This window comes from Arthrobacter sunyaminii (genome assembly GCF_018866305.1).
In the GTDB taxonomy this organism is placed as follows: Bacteria; Actinomycetota; Actinomycetes; order Actinomycetales; family Micrococcaceae; genus Arthrobacter_B; species Arthrobacter_B sunyaminii.
On record NZ_CP076456.1, the window covers coordinates 1,752,536 to 1,769,478 of the forward strand.

Below are 16,943 nucleotides of genomic sequence, written 5' to 3' on the forward strand. Positions count from 1 at the left end.
CTGACACTCTGCAGTCATCCGGCGCCGGATCCGGTCTGCAGGAAAGAGCGGTAGTCTTCATCTGCGCTTTCAAGGACCCGCAGGATGTTTTCAGAGGCAAGTTTGTTGAGGTCATCGTTATGCCAGCCGCGGCGTGAAAGTTCAGCGAAGAGGTTCGGATAACCGGCAACCGTGTCCAGCCCTTCCGGCATCACATCCGAGCCGTCGAAGTCCCCGCCAAGACCAACGCCGTCGATGCCGGCGACGGACCGCACATGGTCAACATGGTCTGCGACGGCCCGGACATCCACCGGCGGCATCGGGCCCTCCTTGCCGCCGATCGACCAGGCACTGCGTTCCGCACTCATAAACGACGGCACGAAGGTGACCATGTGAACACCACCGGTCTCTGCCACGCGCCGGATCACGTCGTCGGGAACGTTGCGCGGATGGGGATTGACTGCATAGGCTCCGGCATGGCTGTTGATGACGGGCCTGGTCGAGACGTCCAAGGCATCGTGCATAGTCTTGACGGAGGTGTGGGCCAGATCCACCAGCATGCCGATCCGGTTCATTTCGGCAATCACTTCCCGGCCGAATCCGGTGAGCCCGTTGTTGACCGGGTCGCCGGTGGCAGAATCGGCCCAGCTGCTGCTGGAGGTCCATGTCAGGGTCATGTAGCGGGCACCCAGGCGCGCGTAACTGCGCAGCACGGCGAGTGAACCGTTGATCTGGCCGCCGCCTTCGACCCCTATTAACGAGGCAATGAGGCCGTCCTTCATGCTCCGCCGTACGTCGTCTGCCGTAGACGCGAGACGAAACGTTTCGGGATACCGGGCAGCCATGCGGTGCACAAAGTCGATCTGTTCCAGCGTCGCCTGGACCGAGTCGGCACCTTCGATGGCGCTGTGAACCCACACCGACCAGAACTGTCCCGCAACACCGCCGTTCCGGAGGGCCGGAATATCGGTGTGCAGGCTGAGCTTGTCCTCTTCCATTCCCTCCACGGAGTATCCGCGCGCAGTGCGTGCCGTCCAGGGAAAATCATTGTGCCCGTCAATGACGGGAATGGGTGGCAGGCGGTTGGTGCTCATGGGTGGCTCCCTGCTTGGTGGGACCGGTTTACGGATACTGCGGAGCGTAGTGCCTGTCCTCACCAGTTGCATCCGAGGCCAAGGTGAATATTGGCGGGGCAGGAAAGCAACCGGTCGCGGCCCGATGAGCGCCGGGAGGTTTTCCGGCATTTTGCAGCTGCTTTAGGCAGGACGGTGTGGCGCCAGCGACATTTGGCCGTTCCGCGGCATGGGTGCGCAGCGGCACGGGGAAGCATCGGTAAGAATGGATGTATGCCTATCTCGATCCCCGCCCTTTCGTTCCCGGCTGTCTCCGACGTTCCTGCACCTCCAACCGGAATTTCCGCCCCGTGGATCAAGTGGACGGCATTCGGTGCCGGGGTGGGCGCGGCTGCAACCACGGCACTTTTCGCCGCGACGTCGGGCCTTGGTGTCTATTTCGCCCGGCAGGTGGTCACCCCTCGCCGCACCCGGGACGCCAATCTGGAGATCCTGGCCGTGTTTGATTCGGAGCACGGCAAGCAGATCATTCTGCCGGCCAATGAGGACACCACGGTGGACGGAACCTACAGCCTGTATTTCGACGGCGGTGAGGGCCACGCGCGGATCGGTACCATCCGTTCCTACGTGCCGCGTGAAGGAACCGTCCAGCGCGACGTCGAAGAAATCTACAGCGGAGATCTCGCCAAAGCCGTGCGGGGCTGGTGGAGCGGTGCCATCTATCCCTCGCCCGCCGCCGTCGGCCTGGCCGAGGAGGAAGTCCAGGTTCCCGTGGACGGGGGCATGGCACCGGCCTGGCTGGTCCGGGCTGATCAGGAAGCCGCCACCTGGGCCATCATGGTGCACGGCCGCGGTGCGCAGCGGACCGAATGCCTGCGCGCAGTGCGCACGGCCCGTGCGGCGGGCCTGACGAGCCTGCTCATTTCCTACCGGAACGACGGCGAAGCGCCCTTTGCGTCCGACGGTCGGTACGGCCTGGGCCTGACAGAATGGCACGACGTCGAAGCCGCCATCCGTTACGCCCTGGACCACGGTGCCAAGGATGTTGTTCTGTTCGGGTGGTCGATGGGAGGAGCCATCAGCCTCCAGGCCGCCGACCGTTCCCCGTTGAGCCGGCATATCCGCGCTCTGGTACTGGACGGTCCGGTCATCAACTGGGTTGACGTGCTGGCCCACCATGCCCGTCTCAACCGAATCCCGGCGCAGGCCGGACGGCTGGGCCAGTGGCTGATCTCCAATACGGCAGGCCGGGCGCTGACAGGTCTTGCCGCACCGCTGGACCTCAAGAGCATGGACTGGGTTTCCCGGGCGGACGAGCTCCGGATTCCCACACTGATTCTGCACAGCGAGGACGACGAGTTTGTTCCCTGCGGCCCGTCTGCGGAGCTGGCCGAGAAGAATCCCGGAGTGGTCACGTTTGAGCGCTTTTCCAAGGCCGGCCACACCAAGGAGTACAACGTGGATCCCGAGCGCTGGGAAACCACCGTGTCGGTATGGCTCAACAACATCCTGGGCCGTACCCGGCATCCGGCTGTGCGCCGTGCGGAGGAACGGGGTTAAGGGCCTTACGCCGGCGTAGCCGCTATGGGCGCCGTGAGGGCGGAGGTGAGCCGGATGAGGTCAAAGGGCGAGAGCCCGATCTGCAGTCCACGCCGTCCGCCGGAAACATAAACGGTGTCCAGCAGTTCCACGCGGTTGTCGATTCCCGCTGGCGAGGGTCGTTTCTGCCCCAGCGGCGAAATTCCTCCCACTACGTAGCCGGTGCGCCTCTCCGCCTCGTGCCGGTCAGCCATTACGGCTTTGCGCGCACCCATCAGCGCGGCGAACTTCTTCAGGTCGAGGTTCTGGGCGACCGGAACCATGGCAACGCCCAGCCGGCCGCCCAGATCCACCATCAGCGTTTTGTAGACGGCCTCCGGCGGCAGCTCCAGTTTCTCCGCTGCTTCCAAACCATAGGAGGGGGCTCCGTCGTCATGCTCATAGTGGCGGACCGTGTACGGAACTTTGGCTTCGTCCAGCAGCCGGGTGGCCGGCGTCGCGCCCTTGCCCGGATGATTGCCCGCGTGTTTATCCGGGTGCTTGCCCGAGTGCTTGTCCCGATTGCCTGCCATGTCTCCGGCCTTTCCTGTGCGAACCGCGCTGCTGGCGAGTGGTGCCGGCGGGCCGGCTACCCCTGGTTCAGTTTTTCGTGCTCGGCCAGACGGCGCTTGATACGTCCCAGCATGGCTGACATGCCGCGCATGCGCAGCGGTGTGATGGCGCGAGTGAGGCCAAGACGGTCAGGAACATCCGCCGGGACGGCCAGAATCTGCTGCGCGGGCAGACCGTTCAGGCCCTCATAGAGCACACTGGCGAAGCCGCGGGTGGTGGGAGCCTCCGGCGGTGCCTTGAAGAACAGGGACACCAAATGGTCAGGGGAGTCATCCACGTCAAGGCTGAGAAACACCGGCGACTGGCACTCGACAACCTGTTCCATCAGCTCCGGGCGGTCGGCGATTTCGGCGGGAAGCTCCGGGAGGCTGCGGGAGAATTCCAGCAGCAGCTCCAGCCGCTCGGCTTCCTCAAGGGCCTGGAAGTCGTCAACAATCTCAGCAAGCTGATCCGGGACGGCGGTTTCGGGGGTGACGCTCATGGGGTGTTAATCTCTCTGCGTTCTAAGGGGTGGGATCAGCGGGATGAGGACGGATCAGCGGGGAGCGCTGCCGGGCTCTTCGCCGCGGGCGATGGGGACGCGTACTGCGTTGCCCCACTCGGTCCAGGAACCGTCGTAGTTGCGGACGGAGTCGAATCCAAGCAGGTGCTTCAGCACAAACCACGTGTGGCTGGAACGCTCACCGATGCGGCAGTAGGCCACGACGTCGTCGCCCTCCTTCAGCCCGGCACCTTCCTTGTAAAGCGCCTCCAGTTCTTCGCGCGTGCGGAAGGTTCCGTCTTCGGCGGCAGCCTTGCCCCACGGCACCGACTTGGCGGTGGGGATGTGGCCGCCCTTCATGGCACCCTCATCCATGTAATCGGGCATGTGGGTACGTTCGCCCGTGTATTCGGCGGGGGAGCGCACATCGATCAGCGGCCCTTTGCCCAGGTGGCCGACGACGTCGGGCAGGAAGGCACGGATTTTTGCGTCGTTGCGTTCCACCACCGGGTAATCCGTGGTGTCAACAACCACCTTGTCAGTGGTCATGGGGCGGCCTTCGGCAACCCACTTATCCCGGCCGCCGTCGAGCAGCCGGACATCCTCATGGCCAAAGAGGGTGAAGACCCACAGCGCGTAGGCGGCCCACCAGTTGCTCTTGTCCCCGTAAATCACCACGGTGGAGTCACGGGTGATGCCCTTGCGGGACATCAGCTTCGCGAACGCTTCGCCGTCGACGAAATCACGCGTATCGGCATCGTTGAGGTCGGTGTGCCAGTCGATTTTCCGTGCGCCCGGGATATGGCCCGTTTCATACAGCAGGATGTCCTCGTTGGATTCAAGGACCACCAAGCCGTCGGCGTCCAAGTTCTCGGCCAGCCACTGCGTGGAAACAAGGCGCTCGGGATGGGCATATTCGGAAAACTTGGAAGCGGTGTCAGGGGCAATCGACATGCGCGCGGCCTCTTTCGGATTAAATGATTGCTGCCGGACGCGAAAGCGGCGGCACGGGCTTACCTCTAGCCTAACGATATGGGCGGACGAAAACTTCCTGCAGCTGGACCGGCGTCTTGCCGGCCGCCGAAACAGGGGGTCTGTAACGGCCGAAGACGCCCTGTTGGCGTATCGTTGCAACGGCGGCATTTTGCCGGCGGCGGGCTTGGTACCACTGGCCGCATTACCGTGGGACCCAATATGACGGCTAATAACATCGGATGGACGGAAATTGCGCACAGTGGCACAAGTGGAGCACCTTGCAGAGCGGACTCCCCAGGTCTCGACCGACGAACTTCTGAAGGGTTTTTTCCCCTCGCCCCGGTTCGGTGAAGTTTCCTTCGACAGCTACCGTCCTGACCCCGCGCAGCCGTCACAGGCCAAGGCCGTCAGCGCCATGCGGGACTTCGCCGTCGCCGTCGACGTGCCCGAACCCACCGGCCTGCGCAAGCTCTTCGGTGCAAGAAAGCCTGACTCCAAGGCCGGTTTCTACCTCGACGGCGGTTTCGGTGTCGGCAAAACCCACCTGCTGGCCTCGCTGTGGCACGCCGTTGAGGGGCCAAAAGCTTTTGGAACCTTCGTGGAGTACACGAACCTGGTGGGGGCCCTCTCGTTCCGCAAAACCGTTGAAGCCCTGAGCGCGTACAAGCTCGTCTGCATCGATGAATTCGAACTCGATGATCCGGGGGACACGGTCCTGATGTCCCGCCTGATGCGGGAACTGGCCGACGCCGGCGTCAAGCTTGCCGCTACGTCCAACACCCTGCCCGGTTCTCTCGGTGAGGGGCGTTTCGCGGCGGTCGATTTCCAGCGTGAGATCCAGGTCCTGGCCGACCAGTTCGACGTCGTGCGCATTGACGGCGAAGACTACCGCCACCGCGGACTGCCCCAGTCTCCGGACCCCGTGAGTGAGGCTGACCTTAACGACCGGGTGGCTGAAGAGTTCAGCGGCAAGGTTGTTGCCGACGACGAATTCGCCACCCTCATCAACCACCTCTCCACCGTCCACCCGAGCCGCTACCGTCAGCTCATCGACGGGGTGGACGCTGTTGCCTGGCACAACGTCACCACCATCACCGAGCAGTCCGTGGCCCTGCGTTTTGTGGTGCTGGCTGACCGGCTGTACGACAAGGATGTTCCGATCCTCGCCAGCGGTGTTCCGTTTGATCAGCTCTTCACCGAGGAAATGATGAACGGCGGATATATGAAGAAGTACTTCCGTGCGGTTTCGCGGCTTACGGCGCTGGCGCGCGAAGGGCAGACCGGAGAAGCTGCTTAGCTGCCGGGCTGAAGAATTCCGGCCTGAAGAATGCCGGCCGGCTGGAAGGACACCCGGCCGAAAGGATAACTCCGGCCGCCGGGAGCCCGGAGACGCTCCATAAACGACGAAGGACCTGGTCCCGCCAAAAGAGGCGGAGCCAGGTCCTTTTTGTCGTGCTCTGAAGCTTATACGGCCGGAGGAGTCGGTCCGGGTTCGGTTCCCGTGGCGGGCCCCTGATTGCGGTCGACCTTGTCTACCGCTTCCGAGGCCTTGCTCTGGAAGCCGTCGATCTTGTCCGAGTACTTTCCGCCGGTCTTCTCGTCGACGAATTTCCCCGCGTGACCGATGCCGCCCTTGATCTTGTCGGCGTTTTCACCCACAAGCTCGGTAGCCTTGCCCTTCAGCTCTCCGGCCTTGCCCTTGAGCCCGTCAAATATAGACACGGACCACCTCCTTTCGCAGGGGAAACCATACGTTTCCCGTTCACCGTCAATGATAAGCCCGCTGACTATAAGGACCAAGGAGTGGAGCTTTCTGATTTTTGGATTCTGTTTCATGCACTTGACCGTGGTGGCCGGAGCGGATGAAAGTAGGTGTTTCTGAGGGGAGCTTGATAGGGATCCACATAGGTGGGTGGCACGAACCAGGGGACACCGCGCCGGACCACCACCCGCCATTTCTCCCGGTGGATGAGGTGGTGGTGGAACCCGCACAGCAGGACGCCGTTGTCCGTGCTCGTGGCTCCGCCATGAGAGTGATATTCGATGTGGTGTGCCTCGCACCATGGGGCAGGCGCGGTGCAGCCTGGGAAAGCACATCCGCGGTCTCTGGCAATCAATGCCTTCCGAAGATGCGGCGGAAAGTAGCGGGCCGCGGCACCAACGTCCAGAACGCGGCCCTCACCGCTAAGGACTACGGGGATGATGTCCGCGTCGCAGGCGATGCGGCGTATCTGATGAGCCGGAACAGGTCCGGCGAACGCCAGCATTCCGCTTTCGGGAGTTCTGTCCGGATTTGTCCCCGCGGCCTTGGAGCTTCCCGCCCCGGCGGTCGTCAAGCGGTCGCTTAGCTGGTCGTAGGCAATGACAGCCAAGACCTGCGGTTTGGATCCCCCGCTGGCGGGAAGCCTGCCGGACAACAGAGCCAACCGGCACGAGCTTACAAGTCCGTCCAGGCGCTTCTGCGGGTAGCTGCGGGGATCAGCCGGGACTGCACGTGGCTTGCCCTCCAGATCCATGCAGGAGCCCTCAGCGGCCTTGGCGGCGTCGACTCGCGGATTGGCCTCCGGCGCCAGCGCTGTCATAAGGGTTTCAAATTGGTCCTCTGTGGCAAATATGTCTATTCGGTGCAGCCCGCGGTACCTCCGGCGGATAAACAATCCCTGCAACTCGGCTTTTTGCTGCTCGGACGGCTCTGTTCCGTCGGGATCGAGATGATTGATCCAGGCTTGGGCCACTACGTTGAGAACGTCCTGGTCCTGGCTGGCTGCCACGTCAGTCAATGCTGCCTCCATGGCCGCACGATCCTCACGGGTTCCGCAGCCCTGTACGCGCTTCATAGCCATGCTGATCACTTGTGCAGCTTCGCCTGCCAGCAGGCCCTGCCCAGCCCATTCGGCCACCACCGGTAACTCCGGCTTGAGGGTTTCCCCGGAAATGCTTGTTGAGGAAGTGAGCGAAGAACCCAGGCGAATGCGCCTCCAGGCTTCTCGCCGACTGATCCGAAGGCGGTGACGCAGGTACTCTGCCGTGTTCTTGAATTCCGGCTGGACTTGCCCGGACGGGAGGGTCCATGGATCAGTTGCGACGGACGATATCCGCGCGCGTTCGAGGGCAGCGGCGGCGACGATCTGAAGATGGTCGACAAATCGTGACAGTGACTCAACGTCAGACGCGACGGTGACCAGTTCCGCTGATGACAGGAAGGGAATCCGTTCGTCGAGATCGCGGACAATACGCTGCGCAGCGGGAACCAAACTGCTCAGTGCCGGGATCGGCCGGCTTGCCTGGCCGGCCGAAAAGGAGGGGTGGGTCTCACCTGGGCCTGACCAGGTCTGTGCTTGGTCCTCCGGCGCAGCAGATGCAGCTCCTGTGGTGCGGACTTTCAGATCCTCTTCCATAGACCAAGATTCGCAGTATCAGTCCGCACCATCGAACACATATTCGAGTTTGTGGAAAAGAGGCGGCCACGGAGCGTCGATCGGCATCTGTGGAGGAGGATGGGGCCGTGGAGGGAGGGCGAGGATCGCCAGGGGGAGGGAGCCGAATGAGCAGGACAGGGGGAGTAACCAGGACGGCCGGAAAGCTGCGGTCGCATCCCGAGCCAGGGCCGTCGTCGTGCCGACTGTACAAATCCGCTGCCCATCCCGCCATCAATGCGGGAACCCAGCAGCTTAAATGCAGAAGGAGCAGGCCAATTCAATGGCCTGCTCCTTCAAACGCCGCTCCGTAGAGCAACTGTGCGAGCGGACGACGGGATTCGAACCCGCGACATCCACCTTGGCAAGGTGGTGCTCTAGCCAGCTGAGCTACGTCCGCAAAACAAGACAACCTAAGTTGTCCGTGCGCGATACTGGGATCGAACCAGTGACCTCTTCCGTGTCAGGGAAGCGCGCTACCGCTGCGCCAATCGCGCTTGATGCATCGAATCTCCCAAAGGTGAGTCGATGCAGTCAAGAGAGCGGACGACGGGATTCGAACCCGCGACATCCACCTTGGCAAGGTGGTGCTCTAGCCAGCTGAGCTACGTCCGCAAAAACACAGTTGTGCGCCAAAACGCCAAACTGTAGTGCGCGATACTGGGATCGAACCAGTGACCTCTTCCGTGTCAGGGAAGCGCGCTACCGCTGCGCCAATCGCGCCCAAAGGGCTTGCAAGTCCTCTGTGGAGGTGGGGACGGGATTCGAACCCGCGTATACGGCTTTGCAGGCCGCTGCCTCGCCTCTCGGCCACCCCACCGTGACCGCTGCGTAAGCATAGGCCGACCAGTCAGAATCAACCGGTTTGTACAGGGACTTGCGAGCGGACGACGGGATTCGAACCCGCGACATCCACCTTGGCAAGGTGGTGCTCTAGCCAGCTGAGCTACGTCCGCATGCTGTAAAAGTGGGAGTATTAGACCTCGAATCGCTTTCGCTTTTCGCGGCGAACTCCCGCTTTCCAACGAAGAAAAACTCTATAGGACTATTTGGAGTTCGTCCAATCGGGCCGGTTTTTGCGCCCGCAGCGCCCGGATCCGATTCACGGCGTTATCGCAGGTGGGGGCTATGGGCGGATGGTGCGTGGCCATCGAATGCTCCGGCGGAGACTGGCGTTAGAGGATGAGTACGAGGGGCGGCCTGCCCCAGTACGGCAGTACGACGACGGCGCTTTTCGGGCGTCATCATCGGTACCGGCGGATGTCCGAAGCTACGGAACGCCGGCCCGCAGTGTGCGGGACGAAGATCTCCGCGGGTACGTGACGCAGATCTGTGTGGACTAACGCAGATCTGTGTGGACTAAGGTCGCCTGGGCCAGGGCGGCCGCCGGTGCCCTCGCATTGGGGGATCCCGGGGGAGGGTACACGTTCTTCGCCGGGGGAACGGAGTAACCTTGCCCGCATCAAACGCCGTCGTTGTCTGGCCACCGAGTGCCGGTTTGGCGCCAGCTCCGATCTGGGCTAGCATCTTTAGACGTTGCGGTTGTGAAAACAACACGCGGCTTGGGGGCGATTGGCGCAGTGGTAGCGCGCTTCGTTCACACCGAAGAGGTCACTGGTTCGAACCCAGTATCGCCCACCAAATAACAATGGAGGTCCCCAGGGGCCTCCATTGTTGTATGTGGACGCGTTGTATGCGGACGCTTTATGCCCGGGGGCAGTGGGTCGGACGTCGCTCTGAATCCGGACCCGGAGCGCGGTTCCTGCTCCTGCGGAGGGTCCCGCAAACTCTGTCAGTGCGAGATGGCAAACTGAAGATATGACTGAACCAGCTCTGGCACATTCAACAGAATTCGGGCGGATGTACTCCCGGTCCCTCTCCGAACCGCCTACGGTACCGTCCATCACCACCGTGATCGCGCAGGGTTCCACCTCGCTGGACGGCTGGCACAGCCACATGGCTGCCACCGCGGTAGTCAAGGATCCCAAGCTCCCCGCAAGCCTCGGCAACCCCGGCGCGCTGCGCTCCCTCGTCAAGGAGGCCTCGCGAGCTTCGGAGCGTTACCGGGACCAGGCGGCTGAACGCGGAACGCGCGTGCACTATTACTGTGAGCAGGTTTCCCTGCGCGCCCTGGACCTTCCCCATGAGCTCGAAGCGGCACGCACGGCGCTGCTGGAACACGGCGAGCATCAGTTCGCCGACCGTTTCGATGAGTGGTGGGACCTGTACCAGGTGGAGCCGCTGGCACCGGAAATCACCGTCTGGAATGACGAACTCGGCTACGCGGGCACCCTTGATCTGGTGGCGCGCATCAACGGCCGGCTCTGTCTCATTGACTACAAGACGAAGAACACGGACCGCGACGGGCAGGTCAAGCCGCTGGATGACAAGGTTGTCATGCAGTTGGTGGCCGGCATGAAGGCGAAGGAATCCCTGGTGGACGCGGGCAAGGGCGTCTGGGAGCCGTGGGCCTACGGCGAGGATCCGCTGCTGCTCGGTGTCGCCGTCGGGCAAACTGAAGTGCGGCCCATGCGCGCCAACCCCGCTGTCCTTCCGCAGCACTGGTTCAAGTTCTGTGCGCTGCGCCGGCTTTGGCAAACCTCGTACGACGTCGCGGGCGCGGGCCGCGCGCTCCTGCCGATTGCGCCGCCGCCGGTCGGGGCACACGCGGTCCGGTCTCCCCAAACCTCGTCCACCTAAGCGAGCGGGGCAGGGGTATAGCCAAGGGGTACAGCACCTCAGCAGACACACACCGGGCACCCATTGTGCCTTCGTGCCCCCGCGCCTGATTGCGCGGGGGAGCCGCAACGCGCCCAGCGCAACTAGACTGGTTCCGGGCAACAATCAGTTAGCAGATGCGCAGTAACAGTAAGGAACGAAACCTAGATGGCAATCCTGAACATCCGGATTATCGGCGACCCCGTCCTGAGGACCCGCGCTGAGGAGGTCACGGACTTCGGACCGGAGCTGGCCAAGCTCGTCGCCGACATGGAAGAAACCATGGAGGATGTTGACGGCGCCGGCCTTGCTGCACCCCAGGTGGGTGTCAGCCTCCGGGTGTTCACCTACCGGATTGACGGCCAGTCCGGGCACGTTGTCAATCCCGTCCTGGAGCTGAGCGAAGACCGCCAGGAAGACCAGATGGAGGGCTGCCTCTCCATTCCCGGACTGGGCTATCCCGTTTCGCGCAGCCGCTGGACCCGCGTCACCGGTGTGGACAAGGACGGCAATCCCGTGACGCTCGAAGGAGAGGGCATGCTCGCCCGCGCTTTCCAGCATGAAACCGACCACCTGGACGGCGTGCTCTACATTGACCGGCTCGAAGGCGAAAACCGCAAGAAGGCACTTCGCGCCATCCGCCAGGCAGACTATGACGCCATTGCCGGACGCACGACAGCGGAGCGTGCCCAGACGGTGGGCTCGGCCTTCGGTGCCGGAGCATCCTTCGGTGCAGCCGCTGGCGGTACTTTCGGCGCGGGCAACGGCGGACAGGCCTAGCAGCCCGTGACCATGCGCGTACTTTTTGCCGGAACTCCCGCCGTCGCCGTCCCCTCCCTGAACGCCCTGCTGGAAGCCGGCTTCGACATCGTTGCCGTGCTCACCCGCCCCGACGCACCGTTGGGGCGCAAACGCACCCTCACGCCGTCGCCTGTTGCTGCCCGGGCCGAGGAACTGGGCCTGCCGGTGATCCGGGCGGCCAAGATCGACGACGACGCCGTGGCCGCCATCCGCGCCGCCAATCCGGACGTCGCCGCCATCGTTGCCTACGGCGGACTCATTCCCGAACGGGCACTGACCATCCCCGAACACGGCTGGATCAACCTTCACTTTTCCCTGCTTCCCGCCTGGCGCGGCGCCGCCCCCGTGCAGCACGCCGTCATCAACGGCGACGACGTCACCGGGGCTTCAACGTTCCTGCTGGAAAAGGGGCTGGATACCGGCCCCGTGTACGGGCAGCTAACCGAAACCCTGTCCCCGGAGGACACCAGTGGCGCGCTGCTGGAACGGCTCTCGCACAGTGGCGCCGTGCTGCTCGCACAGACGCTCAGCGCTATCGAAACCGGCGCGGCACACGCCGTACCGCAGTCCGGTGACGTCACGCTCGCACCCAAGCTCACGATCGACGACGCACGGATTGACTGGCAGCAGCCTGCACTGGCGATCCGCCGCCGGATCAACGGCGTCACGCCGGAACCGGGAGCATGGACCACCTGGGACGGAGCGCGATTCAAGATCGGCGCCGCCGTGCTGCGCCCTGACATTACCGATCTGGCCCCCGGCCAGGTCCGCTTCACCGGCGGTGCGCAGGCTGCGGCCGTCGTCGGCACCGGTTCATCCGGGCTGGAACTGGCGCAGGTGCAGCCCGCCGGCAAGAAAATGATGCCGGGGGCCGACTGGGCCCGCGGCCTGGCCAACCGTGAGGACGTGGTCTTCGAATGACCCCCCAAAACAGCACTCCGCAGAACAATACGCCCTCTGCCCGTTCAGCCCAGGGCAACAAGGCACGCAACGAAAAGGGACACGAACGCAGCCGTCCCACCGTGCGCAGCTATACCAAGCAGGCGCCTGGCCAGCGCACGCGTGCCGCGGATCCGGCCCGGCTGGTCGCCTTCGAGGTGCTCCGCGCCGTGTCCGAGGATGACGCCTATGCCAACCTCGTACTGCCCAAGAGCATCCGCAAGCACCACCTGGACAAGCGGGACGCCGGGTTCGCCACTGAACTTGCCTACGGCGCCCTGCGCGGGCAGGGAACCTATGACGCGATCCTGGCCAAGTGCGTGGACCGCCCGCTGGAGCGGCTGGACCCTGCCGTTCTGGACGCCCTGCGGATTGGCGCCCATCAGCTGCTGGCGATGCGCGTTCCGGCGCACGCGGCACTGGACCAGACGGTGGGCCTCGCCCGCGCGGTCATTGGTGCCGGCCCGTCAGCACTCATCAACGCCGTGCTGCGCAAGGTTGCAGCACGCGACCTGGACTCCTGGCTCGAGGAACTGACCCGCGGCGAAACTGACCCGACCAAGCGCGCTGCCATTGAACACAGCCATCCGGAATGGATTGTCCGCGCCCTGCGCCAGTCCCTGGTGGCCCACGGCCGCAGCGTCGAGGAAATCACCGACCTGCTGCAGGCGGACAACGACGCCCCGGTGGTGAACCTCGTGGCTCTGCCCGGCCTGGGCACGTTGGATGAGGCACGCGAGGCCGGAGCCGTGGACGGCGAGCTGGTTGCCGACTCGGCCCTGTACTCGGCCGGCGATGTCGGCCGCCTGGAATCCGTCCGAGCCGGAACCACGCGCGTCCAGGACGCCGGATCCCAGCTCGTGGCACGTGCCCTGGCGGCAGTGGACATTGGCGACCGAACCGCCGACGGCAGCCGCGACGGCGAGCAGTGGCTGGACCTTTGCGCCGGCCCCGGCGGCAAGGCAGCTTTGCTGGCCGCCCTGGCCAACGAGAAGGGTGCCATCCTGCTGGCCAACGAACCGGCAGCCCACCGCGCCAAGCTGGTCCGCCAGGCACTGGAAGCAGTTCCGGGCGAGGTCTGGGACGTACGCACCGGGGACGGACGCAGCATTGCCGAGCAGTATCCGGATACCTTTGACCGCATCCTGGTGGACGCCCCGTGCACCGGGCTGGGTGCCCTGCGCCGCCGGCCGGAATCCCGCTGGCGCCGCAAGCCCACCGACGTGGGGGAGCTTGGCGCGCTGCAGCGCGAACTGCTCACCGCAGCGGTCGATGCCGTCAAGCCCGGCGGGGTGGTGGGCTACGTGACCTGCTCGCCGCACCCGGCCGAGACCACCGCCGTCGTCGCCGATGTGCTGCGCCTGCGCAATGACCTCGAACTGCTCGACGCCGGGGCGGCGCTGGACAGCGCCAGCCTCACCGGAAACCTGGAGGCCGGCCACGAGCTCACCGCGCAGCTGTGGCCGCACATCCACCAGACCGATGCGATGTTCCTGGCCCTGATCCGCCGCAAGGTCTAACCTGACTGTCCCCAGTCTGACCGTTTACTAGGAGAACCATGAGCAAGTGCTGCATCAACCCGAGCATCCTCTCGGCCGACTTCGTCAACCTCCAGGCCGAGCTGGAGCGGATCAGCACCGCCGACGCCGTCCACGTGGACGTCATGGACAACCATTTTGTGCCGAACCTGACCATCGGACTGCCGGTGGTGCAGCGCATTCAGGAAGTCAGCGCGCTGCCCCTGGACGCGCACCTGATGATTTCCGACGCCGACCGCTGGGCTCCGCTGTACGCGGAACTGGGACTGGCATCGGTCACGTTCCATGTGGAAGCTTCCGCTGCGCCGATCAAGCTGGCACGGGACCTTCGTGGCCGCGGCGCAAAGGCAGGAATGGCGCTGCGCCCGGCTACCCCGGTGGAACCGTACCTGGACATGCTCTCCGAGCTGGACATGCTGCTAATCATGACCGTGGAGCCGGGCTTTGGCGGGCAGAAGTTCCTGGACGTTACGCTGCCGAAGATCCGCCGCGCCGCTGAGGCCGTCCGCGGCTCGAACCTGCCGCTGGCCATCCAGGTGGACGGAGGTATTTCCGCTGCCACCATCGAGCGCGCTGCGGAAGCCGGCGCGAACGTGTTTGTGGCGGGCTCAGCGGTTTACGGTGCTGGAGATCCGAACGAGGCCATCAGCAAGCTGCGCCACGCCGCCGAGGCTGCAGCACGCTGACGGTTCGGGACGCGGTCGGCGTCCCACACATAGTGTGACGAATATTACTTGAACCTTCATCTAAAAGTGACGCACAGCTGATTAAGTTGTGTAAGAATGTGTTTAACAATCGTGCTCCGGGGTCGGTGTAATTCCGAACCGGCGGTTATAGTCCGCGACCCGCACTGCAGCTCCCGAACATCGGGAAAAGCGGTGCGGTTGAACTGGTGAAATTCCAGTACCGACAGTTAAAGTCTGGATGGGAGAAGCACGTGCAGTTTGTTGAACCGACGGTTAACGTCCCCTCAAGCGGGGGCCCAGCTGTCGATGCACCGTACTGTCGTACCCCCGGAGCCGCCGCTCACGGATAGGAACGACATGGATTTTTTGCGGTGGCTCTTTGACGCTCAGGTACCGGTGGGATCTTCATCCCTGCTGGTGCGCGAGGTCGTAGGCAATATTTTCGGGCTCCTCAGCGCCCTGGGCGGCATGCGCCGCAAAGTCTGGGCCTGGCCGGTGGGCATCATCGGCAACGCTCTTCTGCTCACCGTCTTCCTCGGCTCGCTGTTCGGCGACGCCGACTCAGCCACCCTCCTTGGCCAGGCGGGACGGCAGATCATGTTTATCGCCGTATCCGTCTACGGCTGGCGCCGCTGGCAGCAGAGTAAGAACGGCGGCGGCACCGCAGTCACGCCCCAATGGGCATCCGGCACCGAACGCCTTGGCCTGGTGGCAGCCCTGCTGATCGGAACCGTTGCCCTGACCCCGGTCTTCGCCCGCCTCGGCTCCTATGAGCCTGTGTGGGCCGATGCCTGGACCTTTGTCGGATCCCTCCTCGCCACGTACGGCATGGCCAAGGGGTGGGTGGAGTTCTGGCTGATCTGGGTGGCCGTGGACATTGTGGGCGTGCCTCTGCTGTTCAGCGCCGGTTACTACGCGACGGCGTTCATGTACGTCTTCTACGGCATCTTTACCCTGATCGGGTTCTTTGTCTGGGCCAAAGCCAAGAAGGATGAAAAGCCCGAGGTGGAGACGGTGATGCCTGACCCCAGGGTGGTGCGGTGACCGGCCTGCACGGCGAAACTGCGGCTGACGGTGGCGCTGCCGAACGCAAGGCTGCCGAACGCAGCGCCGAAGAACGCAACGCCATGGACCTCGCGCTGGACCTCGCTCGAAAGGGCATCCGCGGTGCAAACCCCCTGGTGGGCGCAGTGATCCTCGACCCCGCGGGGGCGGTTCTAAGCAGCGGCTTCCACCGCGGCGCCGGAACCGCCCACGCGGAAGCCGATGCCCTCGCCAATGCCGCCGCCAGCGGAGCAGACGTCACCGGGGCAACCATGGTGGTGACTCTTGAGCCGTGCAACCACACCGGTCGGACCGGGCCCTGTTCCCAGGCAATCATCAATGCCGGCATCTCGCGGGTCATCTATGCCGCTGCCGATTCAACTGCTGACGCAGCCGGGGGAGCTGCCGCGCTGGCTGCCGCAGGAGTGAGCGTTGACGGTGGCCTCATGGCAGCCGAATCAACGGATCTCAATCACCGCTGGATCCGTGCCGCGCAGGAAAAACGGCCCTTCGTGACGGTCAAATCCGCGCAGAGCCTGGACGGCCGAACCGCAGCCGAAGACGGCACCAGCCAGTGGATCACCGGAACTGCGGCCCGCACCGACGGGCATTCCATCCGCACCCGTGCGGACGCCGTCGTCGTCGGAACTGGCACCGTGCTGGTGGACAATCCGCAGCTGACCGCACGGAACGCCGCCGGCGAGGATGCAGTTCAGCAGCCGCTGCGGGTAGCCGCAGGGCACCGGCCAGTGCCGGATGATGCGGCCATCCGCGGAACAGACGGACGGTTCCTCCAGCTGTTTGAGCATGACCCGGCGGAAATCTGCCGGGAACTGTACGCACGGGGGGTCCGCCACCTCATGATCGAAGGCGGCGCCACGGTCGCCGGTGCCTTCCTGCGCGCCGGACTTGCGGACGAACTGGTCGCCTATATCGCGCCGGTTCTGCTGGGCGCCGGCACCCCGGCGTTCGCCAACCTCGGCGTGCATACCCTCTCTGATGCCTCCCGCTGGCGCTGGGACGAGACCGACGGCGGTGCCGCGCGGCTGGTGGGCGCTGACCTGCGGCTGCGGCTTGAGCCCGTGCCGGCCGGCACCCAGCCGGTTGACGTACCCGCCGGCACCCAACAACTGGAAGGATGA

15 protein-coding genes, 7 tRNA genes and 1 riboswitch are annotated in these 16,943 nt (G+C 64.3%); of the genes, 10 read left to right on the plus strand and 12 right to left on the minus strand.

The annotated features are described in order from the left end of the window. Positions 1-14 precede the first annotated feature (14 nt). Positions 15-1,073, minus strand: coding sequence for a dipeptidase (locus KG104_RS07710; protein ID WP_207346639.1), 1,059 nt, complete (start codon positions 1,071-1,073; stop codon positions 15-17). A gap of 252 nt (positions 1,074-1,325) precedes the next feature. On the opposite strand from KG104_RS07710, the gene KG104_RS07715 reads away from it, so the two are divergent. Then, the gene (locus KG104_RS07715) at positions 1,326-2,612 is read left to right on the plus strand and encodes an alpha/beta hydrolase family protein (RefSeq protein ID WP_104160855.1); all 1,287 of its coding nucleotides are present in this window, start codon (positions 1,326-1,328) and stop codon (positions 2,610-2,612) included. 5 nt (positions 2,613-2,617) lie between these two features. Here the strand turns inward: KG104_RS07715 and ybaK are convergent, their stop codons facing one another. The 3 genes from ybaK to KG104_RS07730 are packed head-to-tail and all read right to left on the minus strand — an operon-like array spanning position 2,618 to position 4,638. After that, positions 2,618-3,163, minus strand: coding sequence for a Cys-tRNA(Pro) deacylase (gene ybaK / locus KG104_RS07720; protein WP_104054547.1), 546 nt, complete (start codon positions 3,161-3,163; stop codon positions 2,618-2,620). Between the two features lie 56 nt (positions 3,164-3,219). Continuing rightward, positions 3,220-3,684, minus strand: coding sequence for a SufE family protein (locus tag KG104_RS07725; protein ID WP_104054546.1), 465 nt, complete (start codon positions 3,682-3,684; stop codon positions 3,220-3,222). A 54-nt stretch (positions 3,685-3,738) separates the two neighbouring features. Next, a complete protein-coding gene (locus tag KG104_RS07730) occupies positions 3,739-4,638 on the minus strand; it encodes a sulfurtransferase (protein ID WP_207346640.1) in 900 nt (299 codons plus the stop codon). A gap of 280 nt (positions 4,639-4,918) precedes the next feature. On the opposite strand from KG104_RS07730, the gene zapE reads away from it, so the two are divergent. Then, positions 4,919-5,956 (plus strand): cell division protein ZapE, encoded by a 1,038-nt coding sequence (zapE, locus tag KG104_RS07735; protein WP_207346641.1) that lies wholly within the window; start codon positions 4,919-4,921, stop codon positions 5,954-5,956. A 167-nt stretch (positions 5,957-6,123) separates the two neighbouring features. On the opposite strand, the gene KG104_RS07740 is transcribed toward zapE, so the two are convergent. The 8 genes from KG104_RS07740 to KG104_RS07775 form a co-directional block, all read right to left on the minus strand. Beyond that, positions 6,124-6,381 (minus strand): antitoxin, encoded by a 258-nt coding sequence (locus tag KG104_RS07740; RefSeq protein ID WP_104054543.1) that lies wholly within the window; start codon positions 6,379-6,381, stop codon positions 6,124-6,126. 110 nt (positions 6,382-6,491) lie between these two features. After that, the gene (locus KG104_RS07745; protein ID WP_207346642.1) at positions 6,492-8,057 is read right to left on the minus strand and encodes an HNH endonuclease signature motif containing protein; all 1,566 of its coding nucleotides are present in this window, start codon (positions 8,055-8,057) and stop codon (positions 6,492-6,494) included. Between the two features lie 344 nt (positions 8,058-8,401). Beyond that, a tRNA-Gly gene (locus KG104_RS07750) sits at positions 8,402-8,475 on the minus strand. Between the two features lie 25 nt (positions 8,476-8,500). Continuing rightward, positions 8,501-8,572 (minus strand) — tRNA-Val (locus tag KG104_RS07755). A gap of 44 nt (positions 8,573-8,616) precedes the next feature. Beyond that, a tRNA-Gly gene (locus tag KG104_RS07760) sits at positions 8,617-8,690 on the minus strand. 36 nt (positions 8,691-8,726) lie between these two features. Next, positions 8,727-8,798, minus strand: a tRNA-Val gene (locus KG104_RS07765). A 23-nt stretch (positions 8,799-8,821) separates the two neighbouring features. Continuing rightward, positions 8,822-8,895: transfer RNA gene (locus KG104_RS07770), tRNA-Cys, on the minus strand. A gap of 62 nt (positions 8,896-8,957) precedes the next feature. Next, positions 8,958-9,031: transfer RNA gene (locus KG104_RS07775), tRNA-Gly, on the minus strand. A 610-nt stretch (positions 9,032-9,641) separates the two neighbouring features. On the opposite strand from KG104_RS07775, the gene KG104_RS07780 reads away from it, so the two are divergent. The 8 genes from KG104_RS07780 (at position 9,642) to ribD (ending at position 16,943) form a co-directional block, all read left to right on the plus strand. Beyond that, positions 9,642-9,716, plus strand: a tRNA-Val gene (locus KG104_RS07780). A gap of 177 nt (positions 9,717-9,893) precedes the next feature. Beyond that, the gene (locus KG104_RS07785) at positions 9,894-10,775 is read left to right on the plus strand and encodes a cytochrome (protein ID WP_104054541.1); all 882 of its coding nucleotides are present in this window, start codon (positions 9,894-9,896) and stop codon (positions 10,773-10,775) included. Positions 10,776-10,961: 186 nt separating this feature from the next. Then, complete coding sequence (gene def / locus KG104_RS07790) at positions 10,962-11,573, plus strand: peptide deformylase (protein ID WP_104160860.1); 612 nt, start codon at positions 10,962-10,964, stop codon at positions 11,571-11,573. A gap of 12 nt (positions 11,574-11,585) precedes the next feature. After that, positions 11,586-12,515: a methionyl-tRNA formyltransferase gene (gene fmt / locus KG104_RS07795; protein ID WP_207346643.1), complete on the plus strand. Its 930-nt coding sequence runs from the start codon at positions 11,586-11,588 to the stop codon at positions 12,513-12,515. Next, on the plus strand, positions 12,512-14,053 hold the full coding sequence (locus KG104_RS07800; protein ID WP_207346644.1) for an RsmB/NOP family class I SAM-dependent RNA methyltransferase: 1,542 nt from the start codon (positions 12,512-12,514) through the stop codon (positions 14,051-14,053). The genes fmt and KG104_RS07800 overlap by 4 nt, the downstream gene beginning before the upstream one ends. A gap of 38 nt (positions 14,054-14,091) precedes the next feature. Next, positions 14,092-14,757, plus strand: a complete 666-nt coding sequence (gene rpe / locus KG104_RS07805; protein ID WP_207346645.1) for a ribulose-phosphate 3-epimerase — start codon at positions 14,092-14,094, stop codon at positions 14,755-14,757. Between the two features lie 108 nt (positions 14,758-14,865). Beyond that, a riboswitch (FMN riboswitch) is annotated at positions 14,866-15,011 on the plus strand. Between the two features lie 103 nt (positions 15,012-15,114). Then, positions 15,115-15,801 carry a nicotinamide riboside transporter PnuC gene (gene pnuC, locus KG104_RS07810; protein WP_104054537.1) on the plus strand — a complete coding sequence of 229 codons (687 nt, stop codon included), beginning with the start codon at positions 15,115-15,117 and terminating at the stop codon, positions 15,799-15,801. Then, the gene (gene ribD, locus KG104_RS07815) at positions 15,798-16,943 is read left to right on the plus strand and encodes a bifunctional diaminohydroxyphosphoribosylaminopyrimidine deaminase/5-amino-6-(5-phosphoribosylamino)uracil reductase RibD (RefSeq protein ID WP_237688693.1); all 1,146 of its coding nucleotides are present in this window, start codon (positions 15,798-15,800) and stop codon (positions 16,941-16,943) included. Before pnuC ends, ribD begins: the two co-directional genes overlap by 4 nt.